Source organism: Dactylosporangium sp. NPDC051087 (genome assembly GCF_055586325.1).
The window spans coordinates 1-13,204 of record NZ_JBVJIJ010000016.1 but is presented as its reverse complement, the minus strand read 5'-3'; the positions used below and the strand labels follow the sequence as shown (position 1 = coordinate 13,204).

10 protein-coding genes are annotated in these 13,204 nt (G+C 68.2%); 6 read left to right on the top strand and 4 right to left on the bottom strand.

The annotated features are described in order from the left end of the window. The first annotated feature begins 64 nt into the window (after window positions 1-64). The gene (locus ACZ6TV_RS28825) at window positions 65-700 is read left to right on the top strand and encodes a DUF998 domain-containing protein (RefSeq protein WP_465300423.1); all 636 of its coding nucleotides are present in this window, start codon (window positions 65-67) and stop codon (window positions 698-700) included. Here the strand turns inward: ACZ6TV_RS28825 and ACZ6TV_RS28820 are convergent. Together ACZ6TV_RS28820 and ACZ6TV_RS28815 are read right to left on the bottom strand one after the other, a co-directional pair. Then, a complete protein-coding gene (locus ACZ6TV_RS28820) occupies window positions 697-1,239 on the bottom strand; it encodes a hypothetical protein (RefSeq protein ID WP_465300422.1) in 543 nt (180 codons plus the stop codon). The genes ACZ6TV_RS28825 and ACZ6TV_RS28820 overlap by 4 nt on opposite strands. An 84-nt stretch (window positions 1,240-1,323) precedes the next feature. After that, window positions 1,324-2,493, bottom strand: coding sequence for a DUF2786 domain-containing protein (locus ACZ6TV_RS28815; protein WP_465300421.1), 1,170 nt, complete (start codon window positions 2,491-2,493; stop codon window positions 1,324-1,326). 177 nt (window positions 2,494-2,670) lie between these two features. Here ACZ6TV_RS28815 and ACZ6TV_RS28810 point away from each other — a divergent pair, with 177 nt between their 5' ends. After that, window positions 2,671-3,882 (top strand): FAD-dependent monooxygenase, encoded by a 1,212-nt coding sequence (locus ACZ6TV_RS28810; RefSeq protein ID WP_465300420.1) that lies wholly within the window; start codon window positions 2,671-2,673, stop codon window positions 3,880-3,882. Between the two features lie 462 nt (window positions 3,883-4,344). Here ACZ6TV_RS28810 and ACZ6TV_RS28805 read toward each other — a convergent pair whose 3' ends face one another. After that, entirely contained in the window at window positions 4,345-5,784 is a 1,440-nt protein-coding gene (locus tag ACZ6TV_RS28805; RefSeq protein WP_465300418.1) for a glycine hydroxymethyltransferase, read from the bottom strand. 170 nt (window positions 5,785-5,954) lie between these two features. Between ACZ6TV_RS28805 and metH the strand changes: the two genes are divergently transcribed. Then, window positions 5,955-9,593 carry a methionine synthase gene (metH, locus tag ACZ6TV_RS28800; protein ID WP_465300417.1) on the top strand — a complete coding sequence of 1,213 codons (3,639 nt, stop codon included), beginning with the start codon at window positions 5,955-5,957 and terminating at the stop codon, window positions 9,591-9,593. A gap of 88 nt (window positions 9,594-9,681) precedes the next feature. Here metH and ACZ6TV_RS28795 read toward each other — a convergent pair whose 3' ends face one another. After that, entirely contained in the window at window positions 9,682-9,846 is a 165-nt protein-coding gene (locus tag ACZ6TV_RS28795) for a hypothetical protein (protein ID WP_465300416.1), read from the bottom strand. A gap of 48 nt (window positions 9,847-9,894) precedes the next feature. On the opposite strand from ACZ6TV_RS28795, the gene ACZ6TV_RS28790 reads away from it, so the two are divergent. The 3 genes from ACZ6TV_RS28790 to ACZ6TV_RS28780 all read left to right on the top strand — a co-directional run bounded on the left by ACZ6TV_RS28790 (window position 9,895) and on the right by ACZ6TV_RS28780 (window position 13,140). After that, window positions 9,895-10,245 (top strand): hypothetical protein, encoded by a 351-nt coding sequence (locus ACZ6TV_RS28790; RefSeq protein WP_465300415.1) that lies wholly within the window; start codon window positions 9,895-9,897, stop codon window positions 10,243-10,245. A 645-nt stretch (window positions 10,246-10,890) separates the two neighbouring features. Then, window positions 10,891-11,913, top strand: coding sequence for a DUF4365 domain-containing protein (locus tag ACZ6TV_RS28785; RefSeq protein WP_465300414.1), 1,023 nt, complete (start codon window positions 10,891-10,893; stop codon window positions 11,911-11,913). A 216-nt stretch (window positions 11,914-12,129) separates the two neighbouring features. Then, the gene (locus ACZ6TV_RS28780; protein ID WP_465300413.1) at window positions 12,130-13,140 is read left to right on the top strand and encodes an AAA family ATPase; all 1,011 of its coding nucleotides are present in this window, start codon (window positions 12,130-12,132) and stop codon (window positions 13,138-13,140) included. Window positions 13,141-13,204: the final 64 nt, after the last annotated feature.

Below are 13,204 nucleotides of genomic sequence, written 5' to 3'. Positions count from 1 at the left end.
GTTCGACGCGTCAGTGAGCGCAGGACATCCGGCGCGACAGGACCGACGGACGAAGGACCGGGACATGACCGACATCGCCATCACCGCCACCCGCGACCACGCGAAGCTCCTGACCGCCGCCGGGGTCGCCGCGGCACCCGTGTTCACCGTCGCGGCGGTGGTGCAGGCGGCGACCCGCGACGGGTACGACATCCTCCGCCACCCCGTGAGCATGCTCGCGCTCGGCGACCTCGGCTGGGTGCAGACGACGAGCTTCGTGGTCACCGGCCTGCTCAGCATCGTCGCGGCCGCCGGGGCGGGGCGGGTCCTGCGCAGCGCGTGGACGGCGAGGCTGTTCGCGATGATCGGCGTGGGACTGGTCGTCGCGGCCGTCTTCCGGATGGACGCGAGCGAAGGGTTCCCCCTCGGCACCCCGGACGGGCGGCTGACCACGATGAGCGGTCACATGATCCTGCACAACGTCGGTGGCAGCCTGTCGTTCTTCTCGATGATCGCGTTGTGCTTCGTGCTCGCGGCCCGGTTCCGCGCCGGCGGGCAGCGGGCGTGGGCCGTCTCCGGGAGGGTCGCCGGGGTACTGTTCACGCTCGGCCTGGCGTGGGCGATGACCGGTGGCCGCGGCGGCGCGCTGACCCTGTTCCTCGGCGTCGCCGTCGCGTGGAACTGGATCGCGGCCGCCACGGCGCGGCGGCTGTCCGCCTAGCCTGCCGGGGTGAGGGTGCGTGGCGCGCGGCCCAGCGGCAGCAGGCCGGCGAGCAGCAGGACCGCGGCGACCGGGATCAGGTCGAGGTCGACGCCGATCGCCGCGAAGGCCGCCACCACCAGCACCGGGCTCCAGACGGGGATCAGCCGGGCCAGTACCAGCAGCACCAGCAGGACCAGCAGGCCGATCTGGAACAGGGCGGGCCCGGCGATCTGCAGCGCGTCCGGCAGCCGCGGGAACGACGCGGACAGGTCCCCGGCGATCACCCACAGGAAACAGGCCGCGCCGAAGATCCCGGCGGCCGTCGCACCGGTCACCAGCCCCCGGCGCACCGGTGTCACGGCCGTCGGGCGCAGCGTCCGGTACACGTGCACGATCAACGCGGCGAGCAGCGTGAACGCGACGAAGAAGCAGACGTGGCCGATGTTCCACAGGGCGCCGTCCTTGTCGTGGTGGCCGTCGCGGCCGTCGATCAGGCGGAGCGTGCCGTAGACGAACAGCAGGACAGGGGCGCCGAGGCGGATCAGCGTTGGGGTCATGTGAGCAGACTCGCAACATTCGATCCGCAGCGGCATCAGGGCGTGACCCCGGCCGCACCCGGAGACCCGACCCTGAGAAGACGCTCAGCCGTGGTGCAGCGCGGCGCGGTCGGCGGCGGCGCGGCCGGAGTCCCAGCCCTCGTCGCTGTCGACGCGGGTGCCGCGGCCTCTGACGGTACGGGGGAAGATCCGGTCCATCGTCTCGCGGACCTGCGCGTCGCGGGCGGCGAGGACCGGCAGCAGGTCACCGGCGTCGACGGCGACCTGCACCTCCTCGCGGGCCTGTTCGAGGCGTTCGCCGATCCGGACGGCGAACCCGACGAGGAACGACTGCCGGAACGTCTTCAGCCGCGCGCGGCCCGCCTTCCCGCCGGGCGGTTCGACCGCTGACATCGCCCGGTTCGCCTGCACCAGCAACGACGTGTGGAGCAGGTCGACCGCGTCGATGTCGGTGTCGAAGCCGAACACGGTCGCGAACCCCAGCTCGGGTGACCACACGGCGTGGCAGCGGTTCGCGCCGGCGACGGCGTCGAGGAGGGCGGCCTTCTCGCTCTCGTACGGATGGTCGACGCCGATCCGGCGGGCGAACGGCACGACCGCCTTCGTGGCCCCGCGGGCGACGAGCAGGGCCTCGTCGATGCTGTGCCGGGCGACGAGCTCCTGCGCCTTCGCCGTGTAGGTCTCGGCCTCGGCCGGGTACGTCGTGGACTCCGCCTTCGCCAGCAGTGCCCGGACCCGGTCGAGCAGCCGCACGTCGACGCCGCTGCCGGTGGGTGCGGCCGGTGCGGGGGCGGTCCCGGGCGGCGGGATCAGGGTCTCGATCGGTGGGAGGGTGCGCAGGATGCCGAGCAGCACCAGGATCGTGTCGAGGACCTCGACCCGGTCGACCCGCCATCGTGCGGCGAGCCCGTCGAGGTAGGCGCCGTCGGTCTTCCACCACACGGTGGCGCCGAGCGCGTCGGCCTGGGCCCGCCAGCGCGGGTCGACCAGCGCCGGCCGGAAGCCGCGCAGGTGCGCCACGACCGCGTCGGTGACGACGTGGGTGTGCGGCACGGTGCCGCGCCGCCCGACGACCCGGTGCAGTTCACCGGGTTGCCAGCCGCGGTCGAACAGCCGCGCGCAGGCCGTCAGCAGGGCGGTGAACAGGGCGGCGTCGACGTCGGCGGCGGGCGCGACGGTGAGGGTGTCGAGGCCGCGTTCATATCCGACGCTGCCGTCGAGCACCGCTCTGATCTGTTCCTCCGCCGTACGCACCGGGCAAGGCTACCCGGCGGCCGTCCACAGCCCGGGCGTTGTCCACAGGGGCCGGAATCACATCATCCACTGTGGATTTTGCGGTGATAGGCTCCCGTCGCTGTCCTGGTCGTCGCTTCGCGGCAGTTGTCGCAATGCGGCGGTGGCCGCTGTGCGGCGTACGAGTCTGGGGGTGCCATGACGTCACGTGTCGTAGTCATCGGGTCGGGGATCGGTGGTCTCACCGCGGCGATCGCACTGCGCGCCGAAGGCCACGAGGTCGAGGTGTATGACCAGGCCGCGACGTTCAGCGCGATCGGCGCCGGCGTGGCCCTCGGGGCCAACGGCTCCCGCCTGATCGACCGGCTCGGGCTCGGCCCGGCGCTGCGCGAGGTCGGGTGTGACCTGCAACGCATCCAGTTCCACGACTGGCGCACCGGTGACCTGTTCTACGAGCACCCGATGGGCGACTGGTATACGGGCCGCTTCGGTGCCCCGTTCCTCGGCCTGCACCGCGCCGACCTGCACCAGGTGCTCCTCGACGCGTTCCGCGCCGGCGGCGGCCAGGTCCACCTCGGCAAGCGCTGCGTCACGATCGGCGAGACGCCCGACGAGGTCGACCTGGCGTTCGCCGACGGCACCCGGGTCCAGGCCGACGTGGTCATCGGCGCCGACGGTGTCCGCTCCACCGTCCGGCAGCACGTCGCCGGCCCCGACGAGGCCGTCTTCGCCGGCATGAGCTGCTTCCGCGGTCTCGTCCCGATCGACAAGGTCCCCGGCGGCGACACGATGGGCCTCACGTTCTTCCTCGGCCCGATCAGCCACCTCGTCGTCTACCCGGTCCGCCGCGGCGAGCTCATCAACTTCGTGGCATACACCCGCGACGCCGCCTGGACCGACGAGTCCTGGTCGGCGAAGGGCGACGCGAGCCAGGCGGTCGCCGCGTTCGACGGCTTCAACGACACGGTCCTCACGATGCTCTCCGCAGTGGAGGACACCGGCCGCTGGGCGCTCTTCGACCGGGAGCCGCTGCGCCAGTGGAGCACCGGCCGGGTCACCCTCCTCGGCGACGCCGCCCACCCGATGCTGCCGCACGCCGGCCAGGGCAGCAACCAGGCCGTCGAGGACGCCGCGGTCCTCGCCCACTTCCTCGGCCGGCGGGACCTTCCGGTGAGCGAGGCCCTCGCCGCCTACGAGACGGTCCGCAAGCCGCGCGCCCGCCAGCTGCAGCTCGGCTCCCGCGGCAACGCGAAGTGCTTCCAGGTCCCCGACGGCCCCGAGGCCCAGGCCCGCAACGAGCGGCTCACCAACCTGCCCGACATGGTCAGCTGGATCCACGAGTATGACGCCCACGCCGACCTCCGTGGCCGCGCCACCGCCGAGCCGGAGCCCGAGACCGTCGCCGGCTGACGACCGTCCACCGGCGGCACCCGCCGTCCGCTGCCGGCCAGCACCGGGCGGCGGGCAGGCCGCAGCGGGGCGGGCGGCGTTGGGCGGGTGGCGGCGGGTGTGGGCTTCCCGCGATGAGCTGACCCGCGGCACCGGACGCCGGAACGCGCCTGCGCCGCAGTGCTCGTCGCTGAATCCTGGTCGAGACACGCGCTCGTGGCCTTGACGGTCTCGGGTGGCCTGGCGCCGCTCAGCGACGTCCTGCCGCATCCGCGTGTGCTCCCCGGCCATGTCCGCCGCGGCCGGTCGGCGCGCGGCGTCCGGGTGCCTCTTCGGCGCCGCCGAGCATGCTCCCCACCGTGATCGCTCGATCACGGTCCGGGGGGCCCTCGGCGCTGGGACGCGCCCGTTGCGGCCACCCCCCACCCGCCGGTCGATGTCCGGCGGGGGAGGATCAGCGGTCGCCACGAGCGGCGGGAAACCTCAGTGCAGCGTGATCGAGGGGTACAGCGGGAAGCCCGCCAGCAGCTCGGACGCCTGACCGGACACCTTGGCGGCGACCGACTCGTCGAGGGTGTACTTCGCCTTCGAGTCGGCGGCGGGCTTCGTGCTGGTCAGCACGGTGGCGATGAGCTCGGCGATCGTGTCCATCTCGGCGACGCCGAGGCCGCGGGTGGTCAGCGCCGGGGTGCCGACGCGCACGCCGGACGTGTACCAGGCGCCGTTCGGGTCCTGCGGGATCGCGTTGCGGTTGGTGACGATGCCGGCGTCCAGCAGCGCCGCCTCCGCCTGCCGGCCGGTGAGCCCGGTCGGGGTGCCGCTGAGCTGGGAGGCGTCGATGAGGACCAGGTGGTTCTCGGTGCCGCCGGTGACGAGGCGGACGCCGCGGCGCTGCAGGCCCTCGGCGAGCGCGGCGGCGTTGTCGACGACCCGCTGGGCGTAGTCGCGGAACGACTGGGTGCGGGCCTCGGCCAGCGCGACGGCCTTCGCGGCCATGACGTGCGGCAGGGGACCGCCGAGGACCATCGGGCAGCCGCGGTCGACCTGGTCGGCGAGCTCCGCCTGGCAGAGGACCATGCCGCCGCGCGGGCCGCGCAGCGTCTTGTGGGTCGTGGTGGTCACGATGTGGGCGTGCGGCACCGGGTCGAAGTCGCCGGTGAAGACCTTGCCGGCGACGAGCCCGGCGAAGTGCGCCATGTCGACCATGAGGGTGGCGCCGACCTCGTCGGCGATCTCGCGCAGCTTCGCGAAGTTCACCTTGCGGGGGTACGCCGAATAGCCACCGACGATGATCATCGGGCGGAAGTCGCGGGCGGTCTCGCGCAGCGCGTCGTAGTCCAGCAGGCCCGTCTCCGGGTTGGTGCCGTAGCTGCGCTGGTGGAACATCTTGCCGGAGATGTTGGGCCGGAAGCCGTGGGTGAGGTGCCCGCCGGCGTCCAGGGACATGCCGAGCATCCGCTGGTCGCCGAAGTCGCGGCGGAGCTGTGCCCAGTCACTCTCGGTGAGGTCGTTGACCTGGCGGACCGACTTCTCCTTCAGGAACGGCGCCTCCACCCGCTGCGCCAGAACCGCCCAGAACGCGACAAGATTCGCATCGATCCCAGAATGTGGTTGGACGTAGGCGTGTGACGCGCCGAACAGTTCCCGGGCGTGCTCGGCGGCGATCGACTCGACGGTGTCGACCTGCTGGCAGCCGGCGTAGAAGCGGCGGCCGACGGTGCCCTCCGCGTACTTGTCCGACAGCCAGTTGCCCATCGCGAGCAGCGTCGCGGGGGACGCGTAGTTCTCGCTGGCGATGAGCTTGAGCGACTCGCGCTGGGCGGTCAGTTCAGCGCCGATGGCGTCCGCGATCCGCGGCTCGACGGCCCTTACCACGTCGAGTGCCGCGTTGACCGCGACCGATTCCGAACTCTGCGCGCTCATTAGGGAACTCCCTGGTTCGCCTCGACTGCGTGACGGCCAACCACGGTAACAGGCTAGAATCGACGACCGGGACGAGAGGCGCTGCAACGGATCATCGACGATCCGCCACGCTCGACCTGACATCACACTCCGCAAGGGCGCCTTCCGTCTGACCCACGGAAGGTGGATCCATGCCGATCGCAGATCTGCGCAAGCTCCTCGACGAGCGGGTGGTCGTGCTCGACGGTGCGTGGGGCACCATGCTCCAGGCGGCCGGGCTCACCCCCGAAGACTACCGCGCGGACCTGATCGCGCCGGATCACCCGAAGGACGTCACCGGCGACCCGGACCTGCTGATCCTGACCAGGCCCGACGTGATCCTCGACGTCCACCGCCAGTATCTGGCCGCGGGCGCCGACATCACCACCACCAACACGTTCACCGCCACCAGCATCGCCCAGGCCGACTACGGTCTGGAGTCGCTGGTCCGCGACATGAACGTGCAGGGTGCCCGGCTGGCGCGGCAGGCGGCGGACGAGTTCTCCACGCCGGACCGGCCGCGGTTCGTCGCCGGGTCGGTCGGCCCGCTCAACGTCACGCTGTCGCTGTCGCCGAAGGTCGACGACCCGTCCTACCGGGCCGTGACGTTCGACACGGTCCGCGCCACGTATGCCGAGCAGATCAGCGCGCTCGCCGAGGGCGGCGTCGACCTGCTGCTCATCGAGACGATCTTCGACACGCTCAACGTGAAGGCCGCCGTCGCCGCGGCCCGCGACGTCGCGCCGCACCTGCCGCTGTGGATCTCGGTCACGATCGTCGACCTGAGCGGCCGCACGCTGTCCGGGCAGACGGTCGAGGCGTTCTGGCGGTCCGTCGAGCACGCCGAGCCGCTCATCGTCGGGGTCAACTGCTCGCTCGGCGCGGCCGAGATGCGCCCGCACGTCGCCGACCTGGCCCGCCTCGCCGGCACGTATGTCGCCGCGCACCCCAACGCCGGTCTGCCCAACGCGTTCGGCGGCTACGACCAGACGCCCGCCGAGACCGGTGGCCTCCTCGCCGGTTTCGTGTCCGACCACCTCGTCAACGTCGTCGGCGGCTGCTGCGGTACGTCACCCGCGCACATCGCCAAGATCGCCGAATCGGTGCAGGGGATGGCGCCGAGGCAGGTCCCGGCGCCCGCTCCGGCGACCCGGTTCAGCGGCCTGGAGCCGTTCGAGATCGGTCCCGACACCGGCTTCGTCATGATCGGCGAGCGGACCAACGTCACCGGCTCGAAGCGCTTCCGCCGGCTCATCGAGTCCGACGACCACCAGGGCGCGGTCGACGTCGCGCTCGAGCAGGTCCGCGGCGGCGCCAACCTCCTCGACGTCAACATGGACGCCGACCTGCTCGACAGCGAGCAGGCGATGACCACGTTCCTCAACCTCATCGCCACCGAGCCCGAGGTCGCCCGCATCCCGATCATGATCGACAGCTCGCGCTGGAGCGTCCTCGAAGCGGGCCTCAAGTGCGTGCAGGGCAAGGGCGTCGTCAACTCGATCAGCCTCAAGGAGGGGGAGGCGCCGTTCCTGGAGCAGGCGCGCACCATCCGCTCCTACGGCGCCGGCGTCGTCGTCATGGCGTTCGACGAGCTCGGCCAGGCCGACACCACCGAGCGCAAGGTCGAGATCTGCGGGCGGGCCTACGACCTGCTCGTACACCAGGCGGGATTCGCACCCGAGGACATCATCTTCGACCCGAACGTGCTCGCCGTCGCCACCGGCATCGCCGAGCACAACGGCTACGCCAAGGCCTTCATCGACGCGCTGCCGCTGATCAAGCAGCGCTGCCCCGGCGTGCGCACCAGCGGCGGCATCTCCAACCTGTCGTTCTCCTTCCGCGGCAACGACGTCGTCCGCGAGGCCATGCACTCGGCGTTCCTGCTGCACGCGGTCCGCGCCGGGCTCGACATGGGCATCGTCAACGCCGGCCAGCTCGCCGTCTACGCCGACATCCCCGCCGACCTGCTCGAGCTCGTCGAGGACGTGCTGTTCGACCGGCGCGAGGACGCGACCGACCGGCTCGTCACGTTCGCCGGCACCGTCAGCGGCTCCGGGACGCAGCGGGTCGTCGACCTGTCGTGGCGCGAGTCGCCGGTCAACGAGCGGCTGTCGCACGCGCTCGTGCACGGCATCGTCGACTTCATCGAGGAGGACACCGAGGAGGCCCGCCAGGCCGCCAAGCGCCCCCTCGAAGTGATCGAGGGCCCGCTGATGGACGGCATGAAGGTCGTCGGCGACCTCTTCGGCAGCGGCAAGATGTTCCTGCCCCAGGTCGTGAAGAGCGCCCGCGTCATGAAGCGTTCGGTGGCGTACCTGGAGCCGTTCATGGAGGCCGAGAAGGAGGCCGCCCGCGCCGCCGGCACGGTCACCAGCGGCCGCAGCGGCCAGGGCAAGGTCGTCATGGCCACCGTCAAGGGCGACGTCCACGACATCGGCAAGAACATCGTCGGCGTCGTCCTCGGCTGCAACAACTACGAGGTCATCGACCTCGGCGTCATGGTCCCCGCGGCGAAGATCCTCGACACCGCCGTCGCCGAGGGCGCCGACGCGATCGGCCTGTCCGGGCTCATCACCCCCTCGCTGGACGAGATGGTGGCCGTCGCGGCCGAGATGCAGCGCCGCGGCCTGAAGCTGCCCCTGCTCATCGGCGGCGCCACGACGTCACGGCAGCACACGGCGGTGCGGGTGGCTCCGGCGTACGACGGCAACACCGTCCACGTCCAGGACGCCTCGCGCGTCGTCGGGGTCGTCGCCGGCCTGCTGGACGCCGACCGGGTCGAGCAGCTCACCGCCGACAACCGCGAGGAGCAGGAGCGCCTGCGCCGCCAGCACGCCGAGCGCCGCCACACCGCGCTGCTCACCCTGGACCAGGCCCGCGCGAACGCGTCCGACGTGTCGTTCACCGACCTCCCCACCCCGGACTTCACCGGCGTACGAGTCGTCGAACCCGGCCTGAAGACCCTCCGCGAGATGATCGACTGGCAGTTCTTCTTCCTCGCCTGGGAGCTGAAGGGCAAGTTCCCCGCCATCCTCGACCAGCCCGTCGCCGCCGACCTCTTCGCCGAGGGCAACGCCCTGCTCGACGAGATCATCGCCAACGGCTCCCTGACCGCCCGCGGCGCCTACGGCTACTGGCCCGCCGCCTCCTCCGGCGACGACATCGTCCTGTCCGGCGGCGTCACCTTCCCCATGCTGCGCCAGCAGACGGAGAAGCCCGACGGCCGCCCCAACCGCTGCCTCGCCGACTACATCGCCCCCGCCGGCCCCTCCTCGGCGTTCCCCGACCACCTGGGCGGCTTCGCCGTCGCCATCCACGGCGCCGAGGAGCTGGCCGCCCGGTACGAGGCCGACAACGACGACTACCGCGCCATCATGGTCAAAGCCCTCGCGGACCGCCTCGCCGAGGCCTTCGCCGAGTACATCCACCTGGAGGCCCGCCGAGCCTGGTTCGAGCCCGGCGCCGAGCCCGCCCTGGAGGACCTGCACGCCGAACGCTTCCGCGGCATCCGCCCCGCGCTCGGCTACCCCGCCAGCCCCGACCACTCCCTGAAGCAGGCCCTGTTCGACCTCCTCGAAGCCGACCAGCTCGGCCTCGCCCTGACGGAGTCCTTCGCGATGACCCCGGCCGCGGCGGTCAGCGGCCTGATCTTCGCCCACCCCGACTCCCGCTACTTCACGGTCGGCCGCATCAACCGCGACCAGGTCGAGGACTACGCGACCCGCCGCGGCCTGCCCGTGGCCGAGATCGAACGCTGGCTCCGCCCGAACCTCGCCTACGACCCCACCTGACCCACCCAGCCACTCGCGGCCGGCCCGGCCAACCCGGGCCGGCCGCTGCGTCTCCCCTGCCACGGCCCGGGGCGGCCCCGGAGATCGCTCAGTGCGCGAGGACGTCCACCGACCGTAGATCGCGGTTCGCGTGGTGCACCTCGGCGATGTCGGCCAGTGCGTCACGGCCCAGCGCCCGGCACGCGCCCACGAGCAGTTCCGTCGCCTCCGCCCGGTGGTCGTCGGCGTCGAACCAGTGCAGCTCACGGCCCACGACGAGCGCGTACGCGGGCCGGCCGCCAGCTCGGCGCGAGCCTCGGCGATGATCGCCGCCGCCGTCTCCGGGTCGCGGTACGACGTCATGCGCTCCTCCGCGCGGCCCGCACGTGGGTCGCCGGCGTCCGGTGGCAGGGCCGGGCCGATCGTGACGCCACCGGCCAGCCGGGCGGCCGTCGCCCAGCGGCGCGGCCCGTCCCGCGTGAGCGCCTCGGCGTCCGCGCCGGCGAAGGCGTTCAACGCGTCCTCGGACGGCCCGACAGGGGATGATGACGCGATGGCCAGACACGCGCAACGACCTCCAAGCCTCGGCTCGGCGATCTGGACAGCGCTCGTCTGGTTCGTGCTCGGCACCCTGGGCGTCATGCTGATCGTGTGGCTGTCCGGCCTCACGTAAACCCACCTGACCCAGAACCTGAACCCCCGACGATGCCCGCGCGGAGGCGCGAATCCTGCCGCGCGCAGCGCAGGCAGTGCGAGCGCAGCGAGCATGGGGGTGCGGGTGGGAACCCCCGCCGGGGAGCAGGCGAAGCCTGCGCGAATGACACCACGCGAACCCGAACGAAAACGGCCCCCGCCGTTGAGCAGGGGCCGTCCTTCGCGTGGGCGATACTGGGATCGAACCAGTGACCTCTTCGGTGTGAACGCGCAATCCCTGCGAGCTGCCCTTGGTTCTCGAAGGCGCGGGGCCTTCAATCCAGTCCCTCGGCGTCCGCAGGCGTCTGTGGTCGCGTCGCGCCGTTGTCACTCAGTTCGCCACTCAGAGCTTGGCCTCGGGGGACGCTCCCCGCCGTGTACGTCGGGCTTAGCTGACGCCACGCCGGTGCCGTGCCAGCGCTGCCGAATCGCTGGCACAGCCGTTCGGAGCCGCCGAGCCCAGCCGTGTGTCCGCTGGTCAACGCCAGTGGTACCCAGGCCATCAATGCCCGGCCGAGGTATTGCACCGGAATGCCGGAAACTCGACGCGTTCGCCACCACCGCCCTGTGCGGAGCGGTGCCGTAAAATTGCGCTATGGCCAGAGCGCGGACCAAACGTCGACCCATGACGCACGTGACCGGCGAATCGGGTATCGAGTTGGTCGAACGTTTGCTCCCTGCTCATTGGGTTACGCGAGAGCTGGCGCCCGACTATGGTCTTGACCTACATATCGAAGTATTTGAACCAATAGCAGACGGCGACGGAAGCGCTGACGCTATGGGTGAGCATTTCTATGCCCAAGTAAAGAGCTCGCAGTCATTCAAAATCGAAAAAGAAACGGTGCGGAATCGAGGAAACGTAGCTAAAGCAAAGCTGAAGTATGATGACAGCGAGAGTGCCGTTGAGCTTTCAGTTGTAAAGTTTTCGATGGACACTGTTGAGCTTCGAACGGTCGAATCCATGGGAGCGTCCGTCCCGGTACTCCTGATATTGGTGGACTTGACCATCAAAGTGGCGTACTACGTTTGCTTGAACGATTATATCGATAAGGTGTTGACGCCCGAGAATCGAAACTGGCGAGAACAGGGTTCTTCGACCATTAAAATTCCGACTTTCAACAGGCTTGACTCGAATCACTTAGAGTTCGTCTATATACAGTTACTGGCGCGTCGATCGAAGCTATATTCTGCATTCCTATCGTTCTCTTATAAGCGTTACGAGTTCGATCGCTCGATGGCGATCGCTACTCCGGAGATGCTTGGAGACTGGCAGACTTTCAGAGGCTCCCCGGTCGGCGAGATGCTTGAAGTCTTTTTTGAAACCAGTCTTGAGCTAGATATTTGGACTAATACGGATAGAGGGTTCTGGTCGCCTCTAAGAGATGTGCGCGCTGACCTCCTGAATTTAAAAGACCTTCTATCCAGAGAAAAACTTCCAAGACTTCCCCCAGATCTCGCCGGAGCCGATCCAGTGCAACTCTATTTAATGCTGGTCGGACAAGCGCTTGATAGAGCTGAAAATCTCGGACGAATGTATGAGGAAATGTGCAGGGAGTGGCGGCTTCCTACAACCCTGGCGGCGATCATCCATTCAGCAGAGAACGCGGATATCCCCGAATCTATGCATATTGACTATAAAATCTTCTAGCGTGCGTCTCTCGCCTTCAAGACGGTTGTGGCATATTGGAAGATGTCTAATGGCATTACAAAGCAAGCACTTTTAACCTCTTCCGATCCTGTCCGCTGGACAGGCCCTAGGCTAAAGCAAGACGAATGCGGCTGCGTAATCTGAGGTTCAACCAGGGCGCTGTCAACGTCTCCCATACGCCAACAGGCGTATGGGACAAATCTGGTAAGGAGAGGCATGTCGGGTGCTAAAGTTACACGACTCACGCTCCATGGGTTTCGCTCAGTTCCACATAGCGTTGAGATTGATCTAACGTCACAAGGATCGAAGCCGGTAAGCTGTCTTCTTTTGGGCGACAACGGCACTGGCAAGTCAACCGTCGTAGATGCAATTGAATTTGTTTTGCAAGGAAAGTCTGCGGGTCGCGGACTAGATCCTCTCCGCAATCTGAATTCACTAACCGAAGACTGCTGGGTCGAAGTTAAACTGTCAGACGGAGGGATCTTCAGGCGGTCGATTGTTGAAAGCCGTCGCCGAAAAGGCCTGAGGATCGTTCCCGATTCTCCGATCGCAGAATTTGACGCGGCAGCATTGGTATTGCGACGTGAAGATATTGCATTCTTCATGAGAATTCCGTTCGAATCTAGACCGCTAGTCTTCGCTTCGTTTCTTCGGCGAATCGCTGTAAAGATAGCGGGAGATCAACCAGATGTGGACGAAGAAGCAGGCGCGCTTAGGGGCAAGCTTGAATCAGTAAACGAGGATCAGCGTGAGGTGATCGTAAAGTTGGCAGCAACTCTGAAGGTTGCGCCATCGAGTATTAAGCATTTCAACCCCGGCGCGCTTGACTCGATCTTCGCCCAGCGAGGACTAAGTCAGCGGATTCAAAAACGCCTCTCCGGTAGGCGCAGGCTCAGTGCAGAAGAGCGGGAACTTAACGATCTACGCACTGAATACAATTCAAACTGCAGGATGTCGGCCCAACTCAATGATCAGCTGAGAATTATACAAAAAACGCAGAAAATTGGCCACATTCTTGACCTACTTCGGCGCCTTGAGTCATCTATCAATGACGGCTTTATGAGCGTTTCGCCCAGTGCCTCATTCCTGAGGAAGATTAGCCTAAGCTTGATGGGTGTGGATTCCTCTGTCAAGTTCACGGCAGAACTTTCCGACGGCAGATCAATGGCAATTGAGGGCTACCTCAGTGAGGCAAATCTAGTACGGCAGCCCAGGTTCGTTATGTAGATGCCTGACGATGGGCTGGTGGCGCTCGGGCTGGTCGGCGCGTCGGCGGGCATACTGACGGCCG